Genomic DNA, 23,427 nt, shown 5'->3' on the forward strand with positions numbered 1-23,427 from the left:
TCGATGCTCAACAACCCTTACTATCTCAGTATCAGAAACTTCATTGAGGATGCTGGAATGGAGCTTGTTGAGGGAGAAGAGGTTCCCGAGGGTTACACCGTTGTTGATGAGTACTGGCTCATTGACAGGCTGGCTCTGGTCAGAATTCTTGAGAGTGTTGAGAGTTACAGAAAAAAATACTGGCTGATAGAACCCCAGATATCTGAAGATGAAGCTATGCTCCTCTATACCATCTATGAAGATGTGAGGCAGAGTTTCCTTTATTTAATGGGAGAAGACAATTTCGACAGGCTTTTCAAAAGTTTGAAAAAGGTTCTTGGAGACTATGCGGTGAAAACAAAAGATGAGCTTTTCTACAAGCTTCTTTACTATTTTGTTCGGGATTTCCTCGGACTCGGGATAGTGGAGCCAATATTGTTTGATGAGAATGTCGAGGATGTGAGTTGTGATGGGTATGGGGTTCCGATTTTCGTATATCACCGAAAATACGGGAACATGTCCACCAACATAGTGCTTGAGAAGGATGTCCTCGATAACTACGTTCTTTTGCTCGCTCAGCGAGCCAACAAGCATCTCAGCTACTCCAGTCCAATCATTGATGCAACCCTGCCTGATGGGAGCAGAATCCAGATAACCTATGGCTCGGAAATCTCCACGCGGGGAAGCACATTCACAATACGAAAGTTCAGAGAAGAACCCTTCACCCCGGTTGAGCTGATGGATTTTGGCACGATTTCCGCAAGAATGCTTGCCTACTTCTGGATTTTAATTGAAAACAAAAAGAATGTTATGGTCATCGGCGAGACTGCAAGCGGTAAGACCACAACGCTCAACGCTCTCCTGATGTTCATACCTCCTGACAGCAAAATTGTGTCCATAGAGGACACGAGGGAGATTCAGCTATATCATGAAAACTGGATACCCGAGGTCACACGGCTGAGCATAGAGGGGCAGGAAATCGATATGTATGATCTGTTAAGAGCAGCTTTAAGACAGAGGCCTGAGTACATAATCGTCGGAGAGGTGAGAGGTAAGGAAGCACAGACACTGTTCCAGGCAATGGCCACAGGTCATGCGGCCTACGCAACGTTCCATGCTGGGGATGTTAACCAGCTCATCCACAGGCTTGAGGAAGACCCTCTGAATGTGCCAAGGGTTCTCATCCAGTATCTTGATGCTGTTGCGATTCAGGGCAGATGGGTTACTAAGACCGAGAAAAAGAGGAGAATCAAGTCCGTGTACGAGATTCTTGGAATTGAACCAACAACAAAGGAACTTTTGCTGAATCCAGTTTACAGGTGGGAACCTCATGATGACCGGTTCATCGAGACATCCTCTTCCGCCAAGCTGGAATCGATTTCGAGTTCAACGGGACTTTCAGTATCTGAATTGCTTGAAGAACTTGATAGGCGGACAAAGTTTCTGGAAATGCTGAGAGAACGGGGAGTCAAGAGGTTTGGGGAATTTGTAAAGTATGTCTCACTATATAACGCAAATTCAGAAATCGCATTCGAGAAGCTCCAAGAAATGGAGGTATCCTGATGCCCTATACTCCTTCGTTTTTGAGGAGAAGGTATGCCCGGAAATGGCTGAAAAACAGAAAGAAATATGCAGATATAGACAGGGCCCTCAAAGCTTCCAGGCTGAATTTCACCGTGTATGAGTTTCTTGCAGCTGCTGCTTTTTACTCATGTCTGGTATTTGTGGTCTCGTTCATTTTTTTCAGTCTTGCTGTAAAGGTGTTTTTTGACGATATTGCGAGATATGCAGTCAGCTTTACAGTTAATGAACTGGTCAGGTTTCTGATGCCAACCGTGAAAAACGTCCCCCATCTCGGGATTGGAGATTTGGTTTCAGGCTATTCTCACCTGGCGTTGTATTATGCCGAAAAGTATTATTACATTGTCATGCTTATTCCCTCTTACCTGTTTTACAGACTTGCCAGATATGCTATTCTATCTTATCCATTCTTTCTGGCCAACAGGAGAAAGGGCGAGATAGATCTGTATCTCCCCCATGCAGTAAATATGATGTATGGAATGGCCGTGGGAGGTCTGAGTCCAGTAGAGGTTTTGAAGGAGGTTTCAAAGCTTCATTATCTTTTTGGAGAGGTCAGCGTTGAGCTGAAAGAAGTTATCAAGCATTTTGAGGTGTTCAGGAAGGACATTTTTTCGAGCATGAGGTATGTCAGAGACACGACACCGAGCAAAAAGCTTTCAGCGTTTCTGGATAGCCTGATAGTGGTGTTGCAGGGAGGAGGGAGTCTGGTAGATTATCTCAAATCCAAGTCTGAAGAATACGAGGAGGAGAAGGACATCGCCTTTGATGAGGTCACGAGCTTCATGGAAATCCTGTTTGAGATATACATTTCCATATTCATGATGTTTCCGTTGCTGCTGCTGATCGTACTCGTTGTTTCAAAATTCATCTCTCAGGACATAATGGATGGATATGTTTACATGATTTATCTCCTGCTCCCGGTTTCCGCAGTGTTCATAATCTACCTGGCGAGGTCAACTCTCCCGTTTACTGGATCTTCTATAGTGGTGGTTAAGGATGAGGGCCTGGCGGCGAATGTTTACATCTATTCCAGGAAGGTGAGGAGGTTCAAAAGGAGCCTGGTGAAAGAAGTTATTAACAAAATCGTAAGATTTGCCCTGCATCCCTACACGACCTCCATCGCCTACATGGACTCAAAGATAGTGGCAGTGCATGTGCTTCTTTACTCTGCTGCTGCGTTCTACATTTTATGGAGCAGAAATTACATTGAGCCTGAAAATTACGCAATACCTGCTTTTGCACTCTTTTCCGTACTTACTGTAATCTTTGAGATGAAGCACAGGGTGATTTCACGAGCTGAGGAAAGGCTGCCTGAATTCTTCAGTGAGATTGCCATGCTCAACGAGTCAGGTGTCTCTATCTTTGATGGGATAAGGCTGGTATCCAGAGGAGGGACTGACATTCTGTCGAGGGAATTTGCAGACATTGGGAGATATGTCGAGATCGGTCTTCCCGTCACGAGATCCTTTTCGAGACTTGCGTATCGAATAAAAAGCGATATTTTTGCAAAGGCGATTCCTATAGCTGTAAAGACCCTTGAAACAAACTCCACGGTAAAGGATGCATTTACTACTGTTTCCAGGTTCATTGAATCTGAGATTTTATTCAGAAAGAGGTTAAAGTCCAGCCTCATGCCCTACCTTGCCATAGTTTACCTTTCTGTTGGGGTTTTCATCTTTGTAACATATCTGCTTATTTCCAAGTTTCTTGTCGTCTTCTCCGGAATGGATGTTGAGGTAATGGGGATGAAGGCGTCATTTGATGTTGAAATGATAAGACAGACATTCATGAGAACACTATATCTCATTTCATTTCTTTCGGGGATCATTGCAGGAACGATATCGGAGATGAGGGTTACTGGTGGATTCAAGCACGCCCTGGTCCTGACTTTCATTACCTACGTGTCTTTCACGTATTTTGTCTGAGGAAAAAATATTGACTGGTGGATTTAACAATTATAATGCATGGAACTGATTGAGCTTCTCGACGAGGCAATGAGTATAGGATATTCCCGAGTGCCTGACATTCAGTCTGAAATGTATTCGGTAATTGGAGATATTCATGCCGATTCCAGAGCCCTGAAAATTTTAGTGAGGGAAGCGTTCAGACCGGTAATCTTCCTGGGAGATTATGCGGACAGGGGTGGCGAGCCGGTTGAGGTATACAGGACCATCCTCGAGGGATATATCGACGGAGATTTTATTCTCCTCAGGGGAAATCATGAATCTGGGAATGTAATGCCTCATGATTTACCCTACATGCTGGAGAGGGAGGAATGGGGGCCAGAGTTTTACAGAAAGCTTCAAAAATTCTGGAAAATGCTCCCCTGCTGCTGTGTAATAAACGGCGATGTCTTTGCGGTGCATGGTGGAATATACACAAGGGGCTGCAGGATCATCAATAGGGGTGTAAGGCGTTCGGAATTAATGCGGGAGGATGCTGAGATTGAGCTGATGTGGAATGACCCTTGGGAAAACAATGAATGTGTGCGGAATTTTGAAAGGGGGATTGGTTACAGATTCGGTCCCAAAGCCACCGACAGATTCCTTGAGGATCTCGGTTTGAAAGTTGTGGTGAGGAGTCATGAACCCTACAAGGTTATGAAGGTCGAGCATAATGGCATGGTTGTCACCATCGGGTCAACGGGAGTATATGGTACGAGAATTGCAAGACTTAATGTTTGTGGAAAATTCAGAGATGGATATGAGTTAAGCCAAAATTTTGGGGAAATTTTTTAGCTTTTTGTTTTGTAGCTGGTGTATACCCTCAGCAGGCCGTTTATTGCGAGGAGCGCAGCAACGAGTCCTGCAATTACGTGTATTCCACCTTCGTATGCTGGAATCGCGCCAGAGCTGAGAACCCATAACCACATGAACGCCAGCTGAAGGCCTCCAACCACGAGTCCCGCAAATACCAGCATTATGAATATCGTTTTCAGGTCAAAGGTCTCAAAGAGCTTCATATGTCAAAAAAGTTGGAAAGAGTATTTAAAAATTTTTCCACTTTTATTTGTGACAGGTTGTGCATTTGAGAGTCGGGTAGTGGTCTTTCCTGTCTGTGTGGCACGTTTCACAGATCGTCCTGACGTCTATGTTCTTGTGGGGCACGTGGCAGGACTTGCAGTCTTTGTCTGCGTGGTACTTGTGGATTGGTTTGTCTGGCAGGCTGTGGCAGGTCTGGCATGAGAACGGCTCGGCGGTTATATGTGGCTGGTGGCAGTTGCTGCACTCACTCTCTGAATGGGCACCTTCAGGCAGTGCGAGGATGATGTCTCTGTCCTTGTGGCACTTCTTACAGTCCTGTGATGTTGGAAGGATGTTTTCCCCGTTTGTCTTCACGTCGGCTAAGAAGTTGTGGCAGTTGGTGCAGTGGAAATCCATCTGCGGAACCTTCATGGATATATCGCTGTGGCACTTATTGCACTCTGAGTTGTCCGGCACGAACTTGTGGACTCTTCCCCCATGACAGTCTATACAGTTGGCCTTGGCGTTTTCCAGATGATATTTGTGCCCCGCTGTGTCCGCAACGTATGGCCATTTTTCTGATTTCTGGAAGTGGCAGTTTTCGCATTTTTCATTGGGTATCACTACGTGGACGTCGTCTGAAACTTCTTCTGGCTGGAGGGTGAAGTATGTTACGAGCAGTCTCATGTTGTCCTGTATACTCGCTTCATGGCACTCGTGACAGGTTATCCCCTGGTGTGGGCTCTGGTTCCATTTGTTCCATGCCTCTTCCATCAAGTGGCAGGTTTTGCAGAATCTTGGATCTTTTTCGATGAACATGAACGTATTGTAGCCTTCGGCAGCCACTATCAGGCCTGCCACTATCAGGAAAAGGAGTAGCATTGCAGCCTTTCGTTCCATGGCTTTCCCACTTTCCCAGTTAATAAAAATTTTGCGTATTGTACCTTAAATGCAAAAGAAAATAAAGTTGATTAATGGATTTTCTCAAAGTTTCAAAAACTGTAAATCTCAGGGATTTATAGCTTGGAATTTGTGAACCATTCCCGGAAAAAATAAAAAGGTAATTATTCGGCTTCTGTTTTTTCCCACTCGTGCGGATGCTCCCATGGTGGCAGCAGCTTGATCAACACCGCCAGTATTATGAATGGCAATATCCAGATGGCTAAGGCGAGTGAAAGGCTTTCTGGGCCAAATAGTGGCATTATGTATGTTGTGTACCCGAGGTATGTCTTTGATATCAGCTGACCACCTATCACCACATTCCATCTCATTGCAAAAACGCCGATGAGTGTCAGAGTGGTGACAAATATGTATATCCATTTTCTGACGTTGAACTTGAATATACCTGTCCTGGCGATTATCAGCAGGAATATCGGTACGAGGGTGCCAAGGAAGACCTGAATCACGATGAATGTCCAGAACAGTTTGTCTGTTATCAGCACTCTTATTGCATCTATGCCCTCTTCCTGCGTGTAAAACAGGTGAGCAAGCTCCATGAACTCTAAGGAGAGGTCCAGCAGATATGAGTAGAGCAGGTAATTGGCGAGCGTATCTGTACAGGCTCTGTCAAGCTCAACCCCTCTTATGTAGCTGCTGACTATGTATATCAACAGGACGAGTGCAATTCCTGAGACCATCGCTGAGAACAGGAAGATTATTGGCATCAGAGGTGAACTCCACCAGTGATTTGCCTTAACGCTCCCGAATATGAACCCGACATAGCCATGCAGGAACGCAGCTGAAGGGAGACCAATAACAGTAACGATGTTCACGATTTTGTTATCTGCTTTGACAGCCTCATCGCTTATGTTGTAATCTCCGAGGGTGAGTATCTTATATATAAAGCCCTTAATTCCACCCACTTCCTGGGACCACATTACTATGTCTTTTCTGTAGTCGAAGTAAAGCTCTATCAGCAGGACTGCCATAAGGTACCAGGCATAGACGAAACCGAAACCTGCCATTGCTGACGAGAGGTGGGGTGTCATCATGATCTCAAGGGCCCTTTCAGGATGTCCCAGATGCGCGACCAGCGGCAGTGGAGCGCATAACAGGAAGGCGAGAGCCGTTAACAGTGCAAGCCTGTAGGTGGGCTTCACGGCCTCAACTTTGAATATTCTTTCGAGAGATGCGACAATAAATGCTCCAGCCACGAGACCAGTTATGTAGGGATAGAGAGCAATGAGGACACTCCAGTTAACCTCGACCTCGTTGGGGTATATGTATCCCTGAACGTGCTGGAGAACCTGCCAGAGAATTTCACTCACTTCATCTCACCTCCGAGTCAAGCTCAATATAGTAAACCTGAGGTAACGTTCCCATATCGGGCTTAAGTACCTGAACTCTTCTCTCTTCTATGATCTTCCTGACTTCATCTTCCGGATCCATCAGATCTCCGAATTTTCGTGCTCCCACAGGGCACACTTCAACGCATGCGGGCTTGTAGCCCCTGGTAATCCTGTGGTAGCACCATGTGCATTTGTCAGCGGTGTTTCTTCTAGTCTCTCTCGGACCATCGGCCGGATAGAGGTATCTTGCCCCATACGGACATGCCTGGATGCAGTATCTGCACCCAATGCAGTATTTCTCATCCACAAGAACAACACCGTCTTTCGTCTTGTATGTTGCACCAACCGGACAGACCTGAACGCATGGAGGTCTGTCACAGTGATTGCAGAGCTTTGGGACGTAGTAGGATTTAGATATCATCCTCTCATCGTATGTAGGCGGAAATCCGTCAAATCCACCGTTTGGAGAATCCACTTTGGGCCCCTCTTCATCTTTAAGCCACACCCATCTTTCCACCCATGTCCTGAAGTAAAATGGCTTCATCGGGACTTCGTTCTCGATCTTGCAGGCTCTCACGCACCTTCCACATCCAATGCATCTCGTTGTATCGACGACAAAGGCATATTTGTGTTTGTTCCAGTCGTAGCCTTCAACCGGCTCCTGAGCTGCTACTTTTCTCTTAAAGCTGGCAAACCCGGCGACAGCAGCAATAATGGCCAGAAACTTTCTTCTACTGACCATTGTCAACACCTCTCTTGAACACCCACGGTGAGTGAGGGTTGTGGCACTCAACACAGGCAAGCCCGTAACCGTGCTCGTCAGTAAACTTCTGAGGGAAGTCTTCAGGCCTTGTGGGATTGAACTCATGGCAGAGCTTGCACAGCTCTCTTGTGGTATCTATTTCCGGGTGATATGTGGTGGGGTTCTCCACGTGCTTCATGCTCGGTCCGTGACATGTCTCACAGCTCAGGGTTGAATGTTTGCCCCGATTCAGAAATTCGACCTTTTCTGGATGACACTGCTCGCACATTTCTTTCGTGGCAAATTTCATGTCATACTGCATAATTTCTCTGACTGAATCTCCTCTAAACCATCTGTACGTGTAGTCGTCTGTAAACTCCCCGAATGTGGGGGGGACGATAACAGTTCTCAGCATTAAAAATACTAAGACGAATGTCAGGTATATCAGCAAAAATCTCCTCGTCGCTGCTCGCATTTTTTAACACCTCTTGTTTTTCACTGTTAAACCAAATCTGGGCTTTCTTTAAAAATTTTACTATTATTTTACAGGATTGATAATTAACTTTCTCGTTACGTGCACTTTCATTTCGTGATGTGTTAATACAAGAAATTATTTTTCTTAAAGAAAAAGTTTTTAAAGTCCAAGTCCTCTTGCGATAGCCTGAAAAACGTCGTTTGCTATGTTTATTCCGTTCATCTCTAGAATTATGTTAAGCACGGCTCCGATTACCGCACCCACGATAAGGGAAGATATTATCCTGATTTTGATTATCAGAATTAGTGCTATCACCAGCAGAACGAGGGTGGAAACTGCACCAATCTGGGCAAGCTGCTGTGCCGTTTCTTCCATGGCCATGTTCATGAAATTGAAAAGGGTCGCTATTCCGGACATGCCGAAAAGAAGGCCTATTATCAGACCGATGGCAACAAACGTGTTATCCGCCATGATTTAAAGTGGTGCAAACTACATATAATCTTAACGACATGTTTATTATTCCTTGGTTCAGCCAGCCATTGATGGATGAGCTGAAAGACACCAATCCTGATTTTTTCAGGAAATATGAAGACATAGACGATACTGAGGAGTTCCTTCATTACATGATGCTGCCCTTAAGACAGAGCTTCAGGGTCAACACGCTTAAAGTCGGAATTGATGATGTCGTCGAGAGACTTTCTGAAGAATTTGAGCTGGAAAGGGTTCCCTGGGCCAAGGAGGGTTATTTTGTGTATGGTGAGGAGGTAACGAACACGCCCGAGTTCGCACTTGGGTTAATTTTCATGCAGGAAGCAAGCTCGATGATTCCTGCCGCTGTTCTTGATGTCCAGCCGGGAATGCTCGTTCTGGACATGGCGGCATCGCCCGGATCAAAAACAACTCAGATGTCGGCTTACATGGAAAACAGGGGCTGTATCGTTGCAAATGATGTGAAATACCCGAGGATAAACATCCTGATATCCAACATCCAGAAATTCGGGTCTGTCAATGTGAGGGTTACGATGAAGGACGGCAGGTATTTTGGAAGGTTCAGAGATACATTTGATCGAGTTCTGCTTGACGCTCCGTGCAGCAACGTGGGCATGATACGGAAGAATTACAAGTACCTGAGACTCTGGAGGCAGAGGGATGTTGAGGCTCTGTCAAGGCTTCAAAAGGAGCTGATAATGGCTGCATACAGGGCACTGAAACCTGGTGGAGTTCTCGTTTACTCGACATGTACACTCGACCCTGAAGAAAACGAGGAGGTTGTGGATTATCTTTTGAGCAATACTGATGCAAGGCTCGAAAAGATTGATCTTCCTTTAAAGTCGCACGAACCCATAACCGAATTCAGAGGGAAGATTTACACCGATGAGGTCAAGAAGTGCCTGAGAATCCATCCTCAGGACAACAATACTGAGGGATTTTTTGTTGCGAAGGTGGTAAAGGATGAATGAGCGAGAAATACTTGAAAAACTCAGGGAACAGTTTGGCGTTGAAATTCTGAATTTAAGGCTTAAGCTGATGGGCAAGAACAGAATTTACGCATACAGAGAATGCGGACCTGACATTGAGGAAAGGCACTCTGGTGTTTACTTCGGGAAAATTGAAAGGGATGGCATAAGACTGTCGATTGAAGGATGCTATCTTCTGAATGATGAACTCAGAAAGAACGTGGTCGAGCTCAGCAGGGATGAGATGATAAGGTGGCTTCGAGGAGAGGATATTGAACGGGATGTGCAGGGATATGTTGTTTTAAAATGGAAAACCTACTGGCTCGGATGCGGCAGGGGTAATGGAAAGATCATACGGAATTTCGTTCCCAAAGACCGGAGATTGAGGGGCGATTAGAGCAGGGAAATGTATTTAGTTTATCAGCCATTAATTTTGATTCAGGTGAATGGGATGAAACTCCGAGTTTCCGCCGTGCAGTGCCTTACTGGCAAAAAAGCATTTGAAAGTGCTGAAAAATTGGTTTTCTCTTCCGATTCTGACCTCTACCTGCTTCCGGAATACTTTTCCTATTCTGATGATGTATTTACTGGCAGCATCGCAGAAACAACGATTGACTGGTTGAAAAAGATTAGCAGAGAAAGAGGAGCTATTGTGGCAGGAAATGCTGTGAGAAGTGATGGTGGAAAGTATTACAACACCCTTTATGTGTTCCACGATGGAGACCTCGTGGCAGTGCAGGACAAAATTCACCCGACGGAGAGTGAAAAGAAGAGAGGAATATGCTGTGGAGAAAAGCTGAAAGTTTTTGAGCTTGATGGAATAAGGTATTCGGCTTTAATCTGTGCTGATATTCTGTATCCGGAGCTGTGCAGGATTCCGGGGCTTAAGGGAGTTGACGTCGTGCTCAACCCTGTCGTCTCTTTCAAGAAATCTCAGCTGCCTGCACAGGAGTTCCGACACTGTCTTTACTTTACGAGATCCTTCGATAACGCCTATGCGATAGTGAAAGCGGGGGGAGTGGGTATCACGTTTACCGGTGAGAGATGTGTGGGAAGAAGCCTGATCTCAACCCCTGAAGGAATTATCTCCAGATACGAGAACGAGAACTCCGAGGAGCTGATCGAAGCGGAAATCGATATCGGCAGAATCAGGGAATACAGGAAGGTAAACTACTCTTTGAGGGATAGAAACATTTCAGCAATGAGGGAACTGCTGGATGGAGGAATTGAATGCTGAGGGTGGCCTTCAAGTATGCTTACTTTGGCTGGAACTTCTCTGGAAACCAGTTTCAGCCACATCTCAGAACGGTTGATGGAGAAATCTTCAGGGCGTTTGAAAAGCTCGGCATCAACGCCAGGGAGAGAAGATACAGGATTGCAGGCAGGACCGATGCGGGTGTCAGCGCGTTTGGCAACGTTTTTGCGGTTAATCTCGACTCTTTTGAGCCTTGGTTTTTGAGAGTTCTCAATTCGAATTTGCCTGACGATGTCTCTGTCTGGGCATACAGCGTTGTTGATGGGCATTTCAATCCGAGGAAAGCTCTTTCGAGAGTTTACAGGTATGTTCTGCCCGACGAGGGATTTGATGTTGAAGCGATGAAAAATGCGGCACAGATGCTGCTGGGAAAGCACGACTTTTCTGGCTTTGCAAAAGCCTGTAGGCCCTGTGTCAGGGAGATTCTCCGCTCGGAAATTGAGAAGAGGGGAGATTTTATCATCTATACTGTTGAGGGCAATGCATTCGCCTGGAACATGGTGAGGAAGATTGTAACGGCTCTGAAAATTGCAGGAATGAAGAGTGATCCGGAAATAGTCAAGCTTGTTCTTTCGGGAGAACACGTACCCTTAACTCCAGCAAGCCCGTACGGACTGATACTCATTGATGTGAAATATCCTTTCGAGTTTAAAAAGGATGAAAAAATTTACGGGCTGCTGCAGGAGAGGATTCAGGAAAGGATGAGAAAATTTGCACAGCTCTACGGTATTTTCAGGTTTTTAAGGTAATCCTTCACTTTGTCAGATACCTCTGCCACTCCTCCGATTACTATCACTGCCGGAGCCTTCACATTTTCCCTTTCTGCAATCCCGGCGATGCTGGATAGCTTACCCCTTATGATTCTCTGTTTCTCCGTGGTTCCATTTTCGATTATTGCAACAGGCGTGTCCGGGTCTTTACCATGGTTCAGGAGTTTTTCGACGTTCTCTCTGAGGTTCGACACCCCCATGAGTATGACGATCGTGGCGTTCAGCCTTGCAAGTGCCTCCCAGTCAAGCCTCTCTCTTTCCTGCTTGCCCGTTATGAAAACCAGTGCGGGATCGTATTTCCTGTGGGTTACAGGTATGCCTGCGTATGCTGGAACTGCTATTGCTGAAGTGATTCCCGGCACAACTTCAAACTCAATTCCGTGTTTTGCCAGAACCTCTATTTCCTCGCCACCTCTGCCAAAGACGAAGGGATCGCCACCCTTGAGCCTTACAACTCTGTCATGTTCTTTCCCGTATTTCACAAGCAGTTCGTTTATCTCGTCCTGCTTTTTCTTGTGTTTTCCGGCCCTTTTTCCTACGTCAATCAGGATTGCCCTGCTCTCTCTTTTAATAAGCTCTTTTATCTCCTCCCCTATGAGTTCGTCGTAAAGAATAACATCCGCTTCTCGTATCAATCTCAAAGCCTTGAGGGTCAGCAGTTCAGGGTCTCCCGGACCTGAGCCGACGATATATACTGTCAAGATATCACTTCCCTCAGAATCTCTTTAACATCACTCTGTGAGTAATCTCTATCCAGTTTTTCATCAATTCTGGCAGTAATTTCTCCGTTCTCTTTGAGTATCTCGCACACGAGTCTGATTTTTCTGCCCTCGCTCTCTGCATAGATTCCAGCCGGAATTGCACACCCTATTCCCAGTTCGCTGATCACAGCCCTCTCGAGCATAGCTTCTCTGTATGTTTTTTCGTGATTCATAAAGCTGACAAGCTCTTTTTCGTTCTCTCTCGTGGCTATGGCGATTATCCCCTGATTGGCTGATGGCACGAATATTTTGGGATCGAGCCTCTGGTATTTCAGTTTTTTATCCCATCCGAGCCTGATCAATCCCGCTTCAGCAAGAAAAATTCCATCGTACATACCCTCGTTCAGCTTTCTCAGTCTTGTGTCAACGTTTCCTCTGAGATTCTCTATCTTCAAGTCTTTTCTCAATTTTAAAACCATAGCTCTCCTTCTCAGTGACGATGTGCCGATTACAGAGCTGCTCTCAAGCTCCTCGAATCTCTTTCCATCCTTGGTTATGAATGCATCACATGGTGACTCTCTTTCAAGAACCGCGGCAATCACCGTCCCCTCTACCCTTTCAGTTGGAACGTCCTTGAGACTGTGGACGGCAATGTCTATCTCGCCTCTTTTCAGCGCAAGGTCTATCTCCCTTACGAATGCTCCGATTCCCCTGAATTCATGCAGGGGTCTGTCTCTCTTAATGTCTCCAGATGTCTTGATTATTTTAAGCTCTGTTTCGAATCCTTTTTTTTCCAGTATTCCCTTTACTTTTTCCGCCTGTGCCAGGGCAAGCTTGCTACCTCTTGTCCCGATTACAATGCTCTCAGGCATTTTGCAATCACTTCTGCCGTTTTTTCCACGTCTTCCCGCCCATGGGCAACGCTCATGAAGCACGTTTCGTACTGAGATGGTGGGAAGAACACCCCGTTTTCAAGCAGTTTCCAGTAGAACTCCATGAACCTTCTACTGTCCAGTTTCAGAGCTGAGGAATAGTCTCTGGGCTTTTCTCCGAAGTAAACGCAGAACATTGATTCAATGGAGCCAATGCTCACATTGAGTTTCGCATCATGGACCTCATCTTTCAGTGCGCTCACCAGATTTTCGGTTTTTCTCCTAAGCTCATCGTACGGTCTCTCCTCTTCAAGGATTTTCGCTGTTGTGTATCCTGCCGTGAGGCTTATCGGATTTCCGCTGAATGTTCCAGCCTGATAAACTGGTCCGGAAGGGCTGAATTTTTCAAGTATCTCTTTTCGCCCTCCAACGATGCCTATCGGGAATCCTCCTCCGGCAATTTTTCCGAGAGTGGTTATGTCCGGCTCAACACCAAAATACTCCTGGGCACCGCCGAGTGAAAGCCTGAATCCTGTTATGACCTCATCAAAGATGAGCAGAACGTCGTTTTCCATGGTGATTTTCCTGACTTCTCTCAGGTAACCGTCGTCAGGGATTATCAGTGAAGCATTGCCCATCACGGGTTCGAGAATCAGGGCGGCAATATCTTCTCTGTTTTTCTCAATAACTTCAGAGAGAGCCTCAACATTATTGTATGGAGCCTGAAGAGTATTCCTCACGAATTCTTCAGGGACTCCTGCTGAGTTTGGCGTTCCGTGTGTTGTGGCTCCGCTGCCCGCCTTAACAAGCACGGAATCATGGGCACCATGAAAACTTCCTTCAATTTTTATGAATTTCTTTCTTCCTGTGAATCCTCTGGCAAGCCTGAGTGCTGCCATCGTCGCCTCACTGCCGGTGTTTGTAAACCTGACCATGTCTATGGATGGATAGATATCTGTTATGAGTTTTGCATATTCTATCTCTAGTTCTATGGGGGTTCCGTAAACCCAACCATCTTCAAGCCTCTCTTTAACTGCGTTCTTAACTTTTTCATTCCCGTGACCGAGAATTAATGGCCCATACGCCATGCAGTAGTCTATGTATTCGCTTCCATCAACATCGTATATTTTCGAACCTTTAGCCCTTTTTGTGTAGAATGGAAACGGCTTTACGGCTCTAACCGGGCTTGAAACCCCTCCAGGCATCAAATTCCTGGCGGTTTCATAAAGCTCCTTTGATTTCTCCCACATTCACAAAACCTCCGCAATTTCCTTTGCATGATAGGTGATTATCAGGTCAGCACCTGCCCTTTTTATTGAGGTGAGTATTTCATATGCTATGCTCGTCTCATCGAGCCACCCCATTCTGCCAGCGGCCTTGACCATGCTGTATTCTCCGCTAACATTATAGGCTGCAACGGGAACCTTAAATGCCTCCTTAACCCTTCGTATGATGTCCAGATAGCTGAGGGCGGGCTTGACCATGACCATGTCAGCCCCCTCTCTCAAATCGAGTTCAACCTCTCTCAACGCTTCATCACTGTTGTGGAAGTCCATCTGGTAGCTCTTCCTGTCTCCGAAGGCGTATCCGCTTTCAGCAGCCTCTCTAAATGGTCCGTAGAATGACGAAGCGTATTTGGCAGAATAGCTCATTATTGCCGTATTTTCAAATCCATTCTCATCAAGAGCGCCTCGTATAGCTTTTATCATCCCGTCCATCATTCCGGAGGGAGCAACGATGTCTGCTCCGGCTCTGGCGTGGCTCACAGCAACTTTTCCAAGAACCGGCAGGGTTGGGTCATTCAGGATCTCTTCATTATGGACAATACCGCAATGCCCGTGGGTGGTGTACTCGCACAGGCAGACGTCTGTTATCAGTACGGCATCATCAAAGTCCTGCCTGACGTCTCTCAAAGCCTTCTGAATTACCCCATCATCATCATATGCGGAACTTCCAATTTCGTCCTTGCTGGCAGGTATGCCAAAGAAAATAAATGCTCTTATTCCCAGCTCCATTGCCTTTCCTATCTCATCGGATATGCTGTGAAGGGGGATTCTGAAGTATCCAGGCATTGAGGGAATTTCCTGTCTTGATGAAATGTTTTCATCAACAAAGATTGGCATTATCAGGTCTTCCTTAGACAGCTTCGTCTCCTGCATTAGGGGGCGGATTCTGTTCTTTCTCAATCTTCTCATTCTCACCTTTGGAAATTCCATACTTAACACCTCCGAATAAAAACTCCACCGCATCCACAACTTCCGGTTTTCCATTACGTGCTGCCTGCCTCAGTCTGACAGTTGGCTTTCTGAGGAATTTTTTGATGAGTGAGTTTGCAAAGCTTTCGAGCATAGGCAGAACTTCTTCATCGACACCATATTTTGCATGAAGTTTGTTGTAAAGCTCTATGATCTCCTCGTTTTTTATGTAATCTGCGTGGGAATACATCATGCAGATGGCATTTCTTGCTTTCAATTCCTTCAACCTTTCGATGAGGTCACCAAGCTCCTCTTTTATTATCTTTTCAGCTTTTTCTGCCTCTTTTAACCTTCTTCTCAGATTCTCTCTGCTGATTTCTCTGAGGTCGTCAATTGTGTGGAGGAGGACACCTTCAACGTTAGCTACTTCCGGTTCCACGTCTCTTGGAAGAGCTATATCGACAAGGAGAACCGGTTCTTTCCTGATTTCCATGATCTTTTCCATCATGCTTCTTGTTATGACGTAGTGGGGGGCAGATGTTGCCGAGATCACAAAATCGCATTCGGTGATGTATTTCTCGACCTTGTCAAACGGTACAGCAATTGCCTTCCCACCAACTTCCTGAGCGAGAGCCTTGCCTCTCTGAAGGGTTCTGTTTGCTATGTATATCTTATCGAGGTTCTTGTGTGCTATAGCCTTTGCAACGAGCTTGCCCATCTCCCCAGCCCCAATAATTAATGCCTTTTTTCCTGTGAGAGTTCCCAACCTTCTTTCGGCAAGCTCAACAGCAGCACTACCGATGCTCACCGCACCCTTGTTTATCTTTGTCTTGTTTCTGACTTTTTTGCCCACCTGAATTGCCTTGGAGAAAACCAGGTCAAGGACTTCACCGATACTTCCGTATTCCTTCCCCATGTTGTAGAAATCCTTAACCTGCCCGAGAATCTGGTCCTCTCCGACCATCATCGATTCGAGACCTGACGCGACTCTCAGGATGTGTTCAAGGGTTTCTCCATTTTTGTGGATTTCGATAATCCTTTCAGGAACACCCATCGACCTGGCAAACTCTCTGAGGGTTTCTATGGTGCCGGATCCGTAAACATAAACCTCAACTCTGTTGCAGGTAAGGAGGATGGCACATTCTCTTATGTTCGAGAATGACATCACCCTGTCGAGTAGCGTTTTATAATCGCCATGCCAGGCTTTTTGAATCTGATCGATTGAAGCTTTTTTATGAGATATCACAAGGTTGGCTATTTCCATTTCATCACCTTGTTTTAATCCTGGGGTAGGGAGTAATTTAAACTTTAGGTTTGCTGTAAAAGAATTTCCGGCAAATCAGCCTGTCGAAACTGGGATTATTAGAAAAGATAATTATAAAATTCAGGTCTTCGCACCGGCTATGCTCTTGGGGCTTCTTTTTATCTTCCTTCTCTTTTTGCCGTCTGATGTGTACTTCTGATTCGGTCCTGGCTTTTTATGGAGCTGATACTTTGTTGGCACAAGCCTGGTACCGCCTTTTCTGTTCTTTATCTTGATCCATTGAGTCGTTCCAGTCTTACCCATGATTGTGCCTGAAACAAGCAGACTTAAAAAACTTTTCTCTCATAATATTGGTGATGCAAAATAATAAATACCGCAAGAGCAGATTATATCAGAGATGGTAAGAAGGGCAAAGCTTGTAAATGATGCGGTGGAGCTTGTTCCGGTTCTGCAGCTTTTCTCAACCGAGACCTACAGGAGAGTTTATGAAACTTTGCTGAGTGAGTGGAGAACTCTGGAAGAGCTGAAACAGCTTTACGGGGAAGGTGTGGAGGAGGCGCTTAGAATCCTTAAAAATGCAGGCATGCTTGAGATTAAGTGGAGAATGCCCTCTGACCCTGCAGGAAAGCCGGAAAAGGAGTACCATGTCAGTTACACACACCTGAGCATAAACGTTTACATCTCACTCAAGGAACTCAACACGATACTGAATGCGATTTTTATGGCTGAGGATGAGGAAAGCGAGATTGTTGACAGAATACTCGAGCAGATTGGCAGGGGAAGAATATCCGTTCAGCATATAAGCAGGGAAACCGGGCTTGACAACCTGTTTATCAGGGCACTGGCGAAAAAATCACTGAAGCTCAATCTGAAAGGTCAGCTTGTTGAGCCAGCAAAAAATGAAGAAGTCTGAGATCAAGGTAATTCTGGACAAATTCAGATGGCATCCCGAATACGATCTGAGAAACGTGCTTATTAGGTATCTGGACAGGCCGAAGGGTTACTCTGTGATTTCGGGTGATCAGATAAGAGAGATCGGGCATGCCTTCATCTATACCGAAAGCTCTGCGATCCCCCACCACAGGGTCATTGAGATTTCGTACTGTGGAAAGACAGTCTGGAAAAAGTTAATTAATTCCGGTGAATTAGCTGACAGAGATGACGGTGAGAAGCAGGCTTGATAAAAAAATGGATGAATACGCTCTCAAGCTGACGACCTCTATGGATTTTGATGAAAACATCTTTTACTATGATATTCTCGTTGATTACGCTCACGTCATCATGCTTGAAAAAAGGGGAATAATTGACAGGGATTCTGCGAGAAAAATCGTCCTGGCTTTGAAGAAAATCGAATCAGAGGGTTTTTCTTCTCTGTCAAGAGAGTATGAGGATGTGCATGAGGCTATTGAGGCCAGAGTAATTGAGCTTGCAGGTGAAAACGGAAAAAAGATGCATACTGCGAGAAGCAGGAATGATGAAGTGGCCACATGTCTCAGGTTGTTTGCAAGAGATAGGCTTACCGAAATAATGGCTGAAATCCTTGAGATCAGGTCTGTACTGCTTAAAAAATCTAAAATGCATTTGAATGACGTGATGCCAGGTTTCACTCATCTGCAGTATGCCCAGCCAACCAAATTATCGCACCACCTTCTGGCATACCACGACATGATTTCAAGGGATTTCGAGAGGTTCCTTGAGGTTTTCAGAAGAACGAATCTTTCTCCACTCGGCTCTGCAGCCTTTTCAGGAACGAGTTTTCCCGTCGATCGTTTCCTGACTTCAAGGCTTCTTGGCTTTGATGGAATCGTTGAAAACTCGATGGATGCGGTTGCGACGAGGGATTTTCTGGTAGAATGCATTTTTGCCTGCACGTCTCTGATGCTGTCATTCAGCAGAATCTGTGAGGAGATAATTCTGTGGTCTTCTGAGTTCGGGTTTGTGAATCTTCCCGATGAATTTGCTTCATCCTCAAGCATAATGCCACAGAAAAAAAACCCTGATACTGCCGAAATCATAAGGGCGAAAGCCGGAAAGATGATTGGTAACCTTACTGCTGCGTTGACGATCTACAAGGCACTGCCCTTTGCATACAACCGGGATTTCCAGGAAATGAATCGCCTGCTGTTTGAAACACTGGATGAAACCTTAATCTCTGCCAGAGTCATGACAGGGTTGTTTGAAAAAATTGAATTCAGAACAGATGTTTTGAAGGCAAAGTCGTCCAAAGGCTTCTCTCTGGCAACAGATATAGCAAATTTACTTGTTATGAAGGGAGTGCCTTTCAGAGATGCTCACAGGATTGTCGGGGAGCTTGCAAAGCTTGAAAAGGATGAAATTGGTGCTGAAGAGCTTGCAGATGTTTTTGAGAAATTCGGATTGAGCTTGGAAATTGCGCCTGAAGAGCTCGATATGTTCGCCAGGCCAGAAAATGCTGTCGAGATGAAGAGAAGTGAAGGTGGTACGAGTGAGGACAACATAACAAGTATGATTGCTAAAAGACTCGAAAAGCTAAAGAAGGATGAAGAGATACTGATCCAGATTAAATCCAGTATTGAAAATTCTCTGAATGATCTGGTAGGGGAGGTGGAGAGCTTTGAAAATGAAGAGAGTTAAAATAAAGGCGAAAGGTAGAGTATTTGAAGGGGTGGCGCTCCCATCTGATGATAATAAACTCGTTTTAAAACTTGATAGTGGCTATAATGCTGGATTTTACGATTATGAAATTCTTGAGGAAAAAGAAGTGGAAATGCATGAATTTGTGCCTCAAAGGTTTGAAAGCAGGGAAAATCTGGGTACGATAAAGGTTATCTCGACAGGAGGTACGATTGCAAGCAAGGTGGATTACAAAACCGGCGCCGTTACAAGTCAGTTCTCTGCAGAGGAAATCGTTGCGGACATTCCGGAGTTGCTTGAGATTGCAAATATTGATGCAGAGCTGCTCTACAATATTCTGAGTGAAAACATGAAACCTGATTATTGGGTGAAGCTTGCAAGGCGTGTGCATGAGGCTGTGAGAGATGGATATGATGGGGTTGTTGTAACTCACGGCACTGATACGATGCATTATTCCGCATCTGCACTGGCTTTCATGCTCAGGACTCCCGTACCGGTGGTTTTTGTTGGTGCCCAGAGAAGCTCTGACAGACCGAGCAGTGATGCTGCGATGAACATGATATGCTCCGCTCATACTGCACTGAGCGATCTGGGTGAAGTCACAATCGTCATGCACGGGACAACCGCTGATGAATTCTGCTATATTCATCGGGGTGTCAAGGCGAGAAAGAATCACACTTCAAGAAGGGATGCTTTCGAGAGCGTGAATTATTCTCCGCTCGGAAAAGTGTTTCCTGATGGAAGGATCGACTGGATTGCGGAAAGGTTCAGACGGAACGAGAGGGAGCTTGAGCTTTATGATAAATTTGAAGAAAAAGTTGCCCTGATAAAATACTATCCTGGGCTTGGACCGGAGATACTGGAATTTTTCCATGACAGGGGATACAGGGGCTTCGTAATTGAGGGCACTGGATTGGGGCACGTTTCCACGGATTGGGTAGAGACGGTGAAAAGGATAGCGGAGGATAGCGTGATTGTCATGACCTCCCAGTGCCTGTGGGGGAGGGTGTGTGACAGGGTCTACGATACTGGCAGGTACCTGCTCAGGGCTGGAGTCATTGAGGGCGAAGATATGCTGCCTGAAACTGCTCTGATAAAGCTCATGTGGCTCCTCGGTAACTTTGACGTGGAGGATGCAAAAATGCTGGTGAAGGAAAACATTGTGGGAGAGATAAATCCGATGCTCGGATATGAGGACCTGACAATTTAACTTTGTGGGAGGGATAAAGAATTTATATATCCATCCCTGCAATATTTAGCCATGGACAGGTTGACGGTAGCCATAGGGACGTTTTTTGTAATCTTACTTGCGGTAGCCGCTTCAATTGTACACTTCTTCGGGATTAAGTTGCTGATTCAGATAGTCTTTGGACTGGGCTATCTCGGGCTTCTGGCAGTTTTTGGATTGATGACTGCGCTAACGTTTTATGCGAGATCTTTTAAATACGGTCTCGTAACACTTCTGGGGGCGCTTCTGTCTGCTTATGGGCTTTATTCCGTGTATCTGTGGCACGTGGGGGACTTTCTTGTCGTCCTCGCAGTTTTTGTATTGGCGTTTGTTGTGTTTGTCTGGTATATCTCTGAGCCAGATCTGAGTCTGGCGGAAAGGTTCTCAAGTCCCGAGTCCCTGATGAAAAAGGGCAGATACAGGGCAGCCGGCCGAAAATTTGAAAAGAAGGGAGACTACGTCAGGGCGGCAGAGGCATATATCAAAGCAGAGATGCTCGAAAGCGCAGCCTGGGCATACGAGAAGGCTGAAAAATATAAAGAGGCGGCAGATGTTTATGCCATGCTTGCAGAAAGAGAGAAGGATGTATATTACTGGAAGGAAGCTCATGAACTCTACAAAAAATCAGGCGATCTGAGAAAAGCGGCGGAATGCCTTGAGAGGTATGCGGAAGATGAACCATGGTTCTGGGAGGATGTCGCTGAACTGTACTGCGAGGCGGGCAATGAGGAAAAATACCTGGAAGCCCTGAAAAAGGCTCTTGAGTATTACAAGAAGGAGGCTGAGGAAGAAGGAGTTTTCTGGGAGGATGTTGCCAAGCTTTATGAGGCTCTCGGAGAGGAAGAACTTGCTAAGGGCGCATGGACGAAGTTTGCAAGATACTGCGAACAGGAGGCTGAGAGCGATCCGATGTGGTTCAAACACGTGGCTGAGGCGTATGAGAAACTCGGATTGATGGAAAAAGCAGAAGATGCCAGGAAAAAGTACGAGGAATACAGAGAGAGTATCTCAAAAACGACCTGAAATTGATAAGCCACTATTATTTTTCATTCAGGAATTAATTATAGAAAACTTTATATACTTTTCTACAGAGCGTTATGAAATTGGAAGGTAGGTGTTTGAAATGGAATTTGAAAGGAAGCCACCTGTAAAGGTGGGAGATGTAAGGAAAGTTAGGATTGAGAACATTGGAAGCGGTGGAGATGGAATTGCGAGAATCGAAGGCTATGTCGTATTCGTTCCGGGTGTGGATGTGGACGAGGAAGTTACAGTCAGAATTACAAAGGTTTTAAGAAAATATGGATTTGCAGAAGTGGTTTAAATAATTCTGGACAGTTCTTCAATTTCATCAATGCATTTTCTGATTTCTTGAATGTCTTTTTTCATTTTTTCGATCTTTTCGTAGGCGTCGTCTGGTATTACGGCACCGTGCTGGGATGGCTCGATAACTCCAGCCTGCTCGAGCACTCTCAGCGAATACCTGACCTTGTGTTTTGGCATGTTGAGGATCTCGGATAACTTGAAGATGCCTATTGGTTGATTTTCCTTCACTGCTTTGAGGACCAGAAAATGCCTCAGTGCTATTTCGGCCTCATACTTAAGCTTCCTCAAACTCATTTTTATCCCCAGTTTAAAAATCTATATAATAGTATATTAATCTTCCTCCATGGGGAAATAGACTATCTCTATGCCCGCTTCCTTCAGGAACTCCAGACCCCTGTTGTCTGCATAGTCTTTTCCATATACGACCTTCTTTATCCCGGCGTTAATTATCATCTTGGCACACATTATGCATGGCTGGTGTGTTGTGTACAGCGTGGCATCCTTTATGCTCACACCATGATATGCTGCCTGGATTATGGCATTCTGCTCGGCATGCACCGCTCTGCAAAGCTCATGTCTCTCGCCTGATGGTATGTTAAGTTCTTTTCTCAGGCATCCTATGTCAAAACAATGGGGCAGACCCATTGGGGCCCCGTTATATCCCGTTGAGAGGATTCGTTTGTCTCTCACAATAACTGCTCCAACGTTCTGTCTCAGACATGTGGATCTGCTGGCTACAACTCTTGCAATGCTCATGAAGTATTCATCAAGTGATGGTCTTCTGTGCATGCGAAAGCATTTCCTTCTGAAAAATAAGTGTTTCTCCGATTATTTTTTGTGCCTCGGCATGAACCTGAAATCATGAAACTGATAGTCTGCAGTAAAGAAGACCTGGCTGGTCAGAACATAAAAAATGTCTTACTATCAAATGGCGATTTTGACAGGAAGGTTGTCGGAGAGTACGAGTTTCACGTTTCAGAAAAATGCGCTATTGTCGAGGTTAAGGAACGGCTCATATACTGCGACAATCTTGATGAGCGCCTTTCAAAGCTTATTGAGTTTGATGAAATTGTGTTTGCTTCAAGACATTCAAGCAAGGATGGGAGGAAGATCGTAACGGCTCACGTTTCCGGTAATGTGGGGCGAGCAGACTACGGCGGTCTGCCATACAGGCTTGCAAAACCTGCACCAATAACGATGAAGAACTTTTCAATTGCTGTGAGTAAAAAAATACCCGATACCGAGTATGAATTCACACTTGAAGCAACCCACCATGGACCATCGGAAATAAAAAAGCCGTGTGCATTTTATGAGATCGGTTCAACCGAAGAGGAGTGGAGGGATGAAGACATCGCACACATAGTTGCTGATGCGATACTTGAGGCTTTGAAGGGGGAGAATAACTGGAAGGTTGCTGTTGGTGTGGGAGGAACACATTATGTTCCAAGGCAGACTGAAATAGAGCTGAACACTGTTTTTGCCTTTGCACACAACTTCCCAAAGTACACGTTTCAGGACCTCACCCCGGAATTTCTGAAATATGCGATTGATCTCAGCAATGCCGAGATAATAATTTTTGACGAGAAGTCTGCAAACTCCAAAGTGAAGCAGTTGATAAAGGAGGTGGCAGAAATGGTCGGAATTGAGGCAATCAGGTCCAAGGAGGCCAAGAAATATATCTGGGATACATAAGCATACAAAGATATTTATACCCTGTGGGC

Annotated in this window: 28 protein-coding genes; 14 read left to right on the forward strand and 14 right to left on the reverse strand. The window is 45.4% G+C overall.

Annotation, left to right across the window (positions count from 1 at the left end):
* The first annotated feature begins 3 nt into the window (after positions 1–3).
* The 3 genes from LPQ35_RS06485 to LPQ35_RS06495 are packed head-to-tail and all read left to right on the forward strand — an operon-like array spanning position 4 to position 4,298.
* The gene (locus tag LPQ35_RS06485) at positions 4–1,542 is read left to right on the forward strand and encodes an ATPase, T2SS/T4P/T4SS family (RefSeq protein WP_193807839.1); all 1,539 of its coding nucleotides are present in this window, start codon (positions 4–6) and stop codon (positions 1,540–1,542) included.
* Positions 1,542–3,485, forward strand: coding sequence for a type II secretion system F family protein (locus tag LPQ35_RS06490; protein ID WP_193807840.1), 1,944 nt, complete (start codon positions 1,542–1,544; stop codon positions 3,483–3,485). Before LPQ35_RS06485 ends, LPQ35_RS06490 begins: the two co-directional genes overlap by 1 nt.
* Positions 3,486–3,524: 39 nt before the next feature.
* Positions 3,525–4,298 (forward strand): metallophosphoesterase, encoded by a 774-nt coding sequence (locus LPQ35_RS06495; protein WP_193807841.1) that lies wholly within the window; start codon positions 3,525–3,527, stop codon positions 4,296–4,298.
* Here the strand turns inward: LPQ35_RS06495 and LPQ35_RS06500 are convergent.
* The 6 genes from LPQ35_RS06500 to LPQ35_RS06525 all read right to left on the reverse strand — a co-directional run bounded on the left by LPQ35_RS06500 (position 4,295) and on the right by LPQ35_RS06525 (position 8,499).
* The gene (locus LPQ35_RS06500; RefSeq protein ID WP_193807842.1) at positions 4,295–4,522 is read right to left on the reverse strand and encodes a hypothetical protein; all 228 of its coding nucleotides are present in this window, start codon (positions 4,520–4,522) and stop codon (positions 4,295–4,297) included. The genes LPQ35_RS06495 and LPQ35_RS06500 overlap by 4 nt on opposite strands.
* Positions 4,523–4,565: 43 nt before the next feature.
* Positions 4,566–5,423: a cytochrome c3 family protein gene (locus tag LPQ35_RS06505; protein WP_193807843.1), complete on the reverse strand. Its 858-nt coding sequence runs from the start codon at positions 5,421–5,423 to the stop codon at positions 4,566–4,568.
* A 164-nt stretch (positions 5,424–5,587) separates the two neighbouring features.
* Complete coding sequence (gene nrfD, locus LPQ35_RS06510; RefSeq protein WP_193807844.1) at positions 5,588–6,790, reverse strand: NrfD/PsrC family molybdoenzyme membrane anchor subunit; 1,203 nt, start codon at positions 6,788–6,790, stop codon at positions 5,588–5,590.
* Position 6,791: 1 nt separating this feature from the next.
* Positions 6,792–7,553: a 4Fe-4S dicluster domain-containing protein gene (locus LPQ35_RS06515; RefSeq protein ID WP_193807845.1), complete on the reverse strand. Its 762-nt coding sequence runs from the start codon at positions 7,551–7,553 to the stop codon at positions 6,792–6,794.
* Complete coding sequence (locus tag LPQ35_RS06520) at positions 7,543–8,028, reverse strand: hypothetical protein (protein ID WP_193807846.1); 486 nt, start codon at positions 8,026–8,028, stop codon at positions 7,543–7,545. Before LPQ35_RS06520 ends, LPQ35_RS06515 begins: the two co-directional genes overlap by 11 nt.
* A gap of 159 nt (positions 8,029–8,187) precedes the next feature.
* Positions 8,188–8,499, reverse strand: a complete 312-nt coding sequence (locus tag LPQ35_RS06525) for a hypothetical protein (RefSeq protein ID WP_193807847.1) — start codon at positions 8,497–8,499, stop codon at positions 8,188–8,190.
* 71 nt (positions 8,500–8,570) lie between these two features.
* Here LPQ35_RS06525 and LPQ35_RS06530 point away from each other — a divergent pair, with 71 nt between their 5' ends.
* The 4 genes from LPQ35_RS06530 to truA are packed head-to-tail and all read left to right on the forward strand — an operon-like array spanning position 8,571 to position 11,489.
* On the forward strand, positions 8,571–9,488 hold the full coding sequence (locus LPQ35_RS06530; RefSeq protein ID WP_193807848.1) for an NOL1/NOP2/sun family putative RNA methylase: 918 nt from the start codon (positions 8,571–8,573) through the stop codon (positions 9,486–9,488).
* Positions 9,481–9,882, forward strand: coding sequence for a methyltransferase RsmF C-terminal domain-like protein (locus tag LPQ35_RS06535; protein ID WP_193807849.1), 402 nt, complete (start codon positions 9,481–9,483; stop codon positions 9,880–9,882). The genes LPQ35_RS06530 and LPQ35_RS06535 overlap by 8 nt, the downstream gene beginning before the upstream one ends.
* Positions 9,883–9,936: 54 nt before the next feature.
* Positions 9,937–10,722, forward strand: a complete 786-nt coding sequence (locus LPQ35_RS06540; protein ID WP_193807850.1) for a nitrilase-related carbon-nitrogen hydrolase — start codon at positions 9,937–9,939, stop codon at positions 10,720–10,722.
* The gene (gene truA / locus LPQ35_RS06545; protein ID WP_193807851.1) at positions 10,716–11,489 is read left to right on the forward strand and encodes a tRNA pseudouridine(38-40) synthase TruA; all 774 of its coding nucleotides are present in this window, start codon (positions 10,716–10,718) and stop codon (positions 11,487–11,489) included. Before LPQ35_RS06540 ends, truA begins: the two co-directional genes overlap by 7 nt.
* On the opposite strand, the gene cobA is transcribed toward truA, so the two are convergent.
* The 6 genes from cobA to LPQ35_RS06575 all read right to left on the reverse strand — a co-directional run bounded on the left by cobA (position 11,462) and on the right by LPQ35_RS06575 (position 16,845).
* Positions 11,462–12,211, reverse strand: a complete 750-nt coding sequence (gene cobA / locus LPQ35_RS06550) for a uroporphyrinogen-III C-methyltransferase (protein ID WP_193807852.1) — start codon at positions 12,209–12,211, stop codon at positions 11,462–11,464. The two genes, truA and cobA, sit on opposite strands and share 28 nt — an antisense overlap.
* Positions 12,208–13,083, reverse strand: a complete 876-nt coding sequence (gene hemC / locus LPQ35_RS06555) for a hydroxymethylbilane synthase (protein WP_193807853.1) — start codon at positions 13,081–13,083, stop codon at positions 12,208–12,210. Before hemC ends, cobA begins: the two co-directional genes overlap by 4 nt.
* On the reverse strand, positions 13,065–14,333 hold the full coding sequence (hemL, locus tag LPQ35_RS06560) for a glutamate-1-semialdehyde 2,1-aminomutase (RefSeq protein ID WP_193807854.1): 1,269 nt from the start codon (positions 14,331–14,333) through the stop codon (positions 13,065–13,067). Before hemL ends, hemC begins: the two co-directional genes overlap by 19 nt.
* On the reverse strand, positions 14,334–15,299 hold the full coding sequence (gene hemB / locus LPQ35_RS06565) for a porphobilinogen synthase (protein ID WP_346297593.1): 966 nt from the start codon (positions 15,297–15,299) through the stop codon (positions 14,334–14,336). It lies immediately after the preceding gene.
* Positions 15,220–16,542, reverse strand: a complete 1,323-nt coding sequence (hemA, locus tag LPQ35_RS06570) for a glutamyl-tRNA reductase (protein WP_193807855.1) — start codon at positions 16,540–16,542, stop codon at positions 15,220–15,222. The genes hemB and hemA overlap by 80 nt, the downstream gene beginning before the upstream one ends.
* 120 nt (positions 16,543–16,662) lie before the next feature.
* Entirely contained in the window at positions 16,663–16,845 is a 183-nt protein-coding gene (locus LPQ35_RS06575) for a DUF5350 domain-containing protein (RefSeq protein ID WP_048090295.1), read from the reverse strand.
* 94 nt (positions 16,846–16,939) lie between these two features.
* On the opposite strand from LPQ35_RS06575, the gene LPQ35_RS06580 reads away from it, so the two are divergent.
* The 6 genes from LPQ35_RS06580 (at position 16,940) to LPQ35_RS06605 (ending at position 21,704) form a co-directional block, all read left to right on the forward strand.
* Positions 16,940–17,455, forward strand: coding sequence for an ArsR family transcriptional regulator (locus LPQ35_RS06580; RefSeq protein ID WP_048090298.1), 516 nt, complete (start codon positions 16,940–16,942; stop codon positions 17,453–17,455).
* Positions 17,442–17,723, forward strand: a complete 282-nt coding sequence (locus LPQ35_RS06585; RefSeq protein ID WP_346297594.1) for a DUF504 domain-containing protein — start codon at positions 17,442–17,444, stop codon at positions 17,721–17,723. Before LPQ35_RS06580 ends, LPQ35_RS06585 begins: the two co-directional genes overlap by 14 nt.
* Positions 17,701–19,155, forward strand: coding sequence for an argininosuccinate lyase (gene argH / locus LPQ35_RS06590; RefSeq protein ID WP_193807856.1), 1,455 nt, complete (start codon positions 17,701–17,703; stop codon positions 19,153–19,155). The genes LPQ35_RS06585 and argH overlap by 23 nt, the downstream gene beginning before the upstream one ends.
* Entirely contained in the window at positions 19,142–20,365 is a 1,224-nt protein-coding gene (gatD, locus tag LPQ35_RS06595) for a Glu-tRNA(Gln) amidotransferase subunit GatD (protein WP_193807857.1), read from the forward strand. Before argH ends, gatD begins: the two co-directional genes overlap by 14 nt.
* 51 nt (positions 20,366–20,416) lie before the next feature.
* Positions 20,417–21,406 carry a GlcNAc transferase gene (locus LPQ35_RS06600; RefSeq protein WP_193807858.1) on the forward strand — a complete coding sequence of 330 codons (990 nt, stop codon included), beginning with the start codon at positions 20,417–20,419 and terminating at the stop codon, positions 21,404–21,406.
* Positions 21,407–21,506: 100 nt separating this feature from the next.
* Entirely contained in the window at positions 21,507–21,704 is a 198-nt protein-coding gene (locus tag LPQ35_RS06605) for a TRAM domain-containing protein (RefSeq protein WP_048093451.1), read from the forward strand.
* On the opposite strand, the gene LPQ35_RS06610 is transcribed toward LPQ35_RS06605, so the two are convergent.
* Positions 21,701–22,000, reverse strand: coding sequence for a winged helix-turn-helix transcriptional regulator (locus tag LPQ35_RS06610; RefSeq protein WP_193807859.1), 300 nt, complete (start codon positions 21,998–22,000; stop codon positions 21,701–21,703). The genes LPQ35_RS06605 and LPQ35_RS06610 overlap by 4 nt on opposite strands.
* A 36-nt stretch (positions 22,001–22,036) precedes the next feature.
* Complete coding sequence (locus LPQ35_RS06615; RefSeq protein ID WP_193807860.1) at positions 22,037–22,495, reverse strand: deaminase; 459 nt, start codon at positions 22,493–22,495, stop codon at positions 22,037–22,039.
* Positions 22,496–22,567: 72 nt separating this feature from the next.
* On the opposite strand from LPQ35_RS06615, the gene LPQ35_RS06620 reads away from it, so the two are divergent.
* Positions 22,568–23,398: a D-aminoacyl-tRNA deacylase gene (locus LPQ35_RS06620; protein ID WP_193807861.1), complete on the forward strand. Its 831-nt coding sequence runs from the start codon at positions 22,568–22,570 to the stop codon at positions 23,396–23,398.
* Positions 23,399–23,427 lie beyond the last annotated feature (29 nt).

The sequence above is a fragment of the Geoglobus acetivorans genome (assembly GCF_039641995.1).
GTDB lineage: Archaea > Halobacteriota > Archaeoglobi > Archaeoglobales > Archaeoglobaceae > Geoglobus > Geoglobus acetivorans.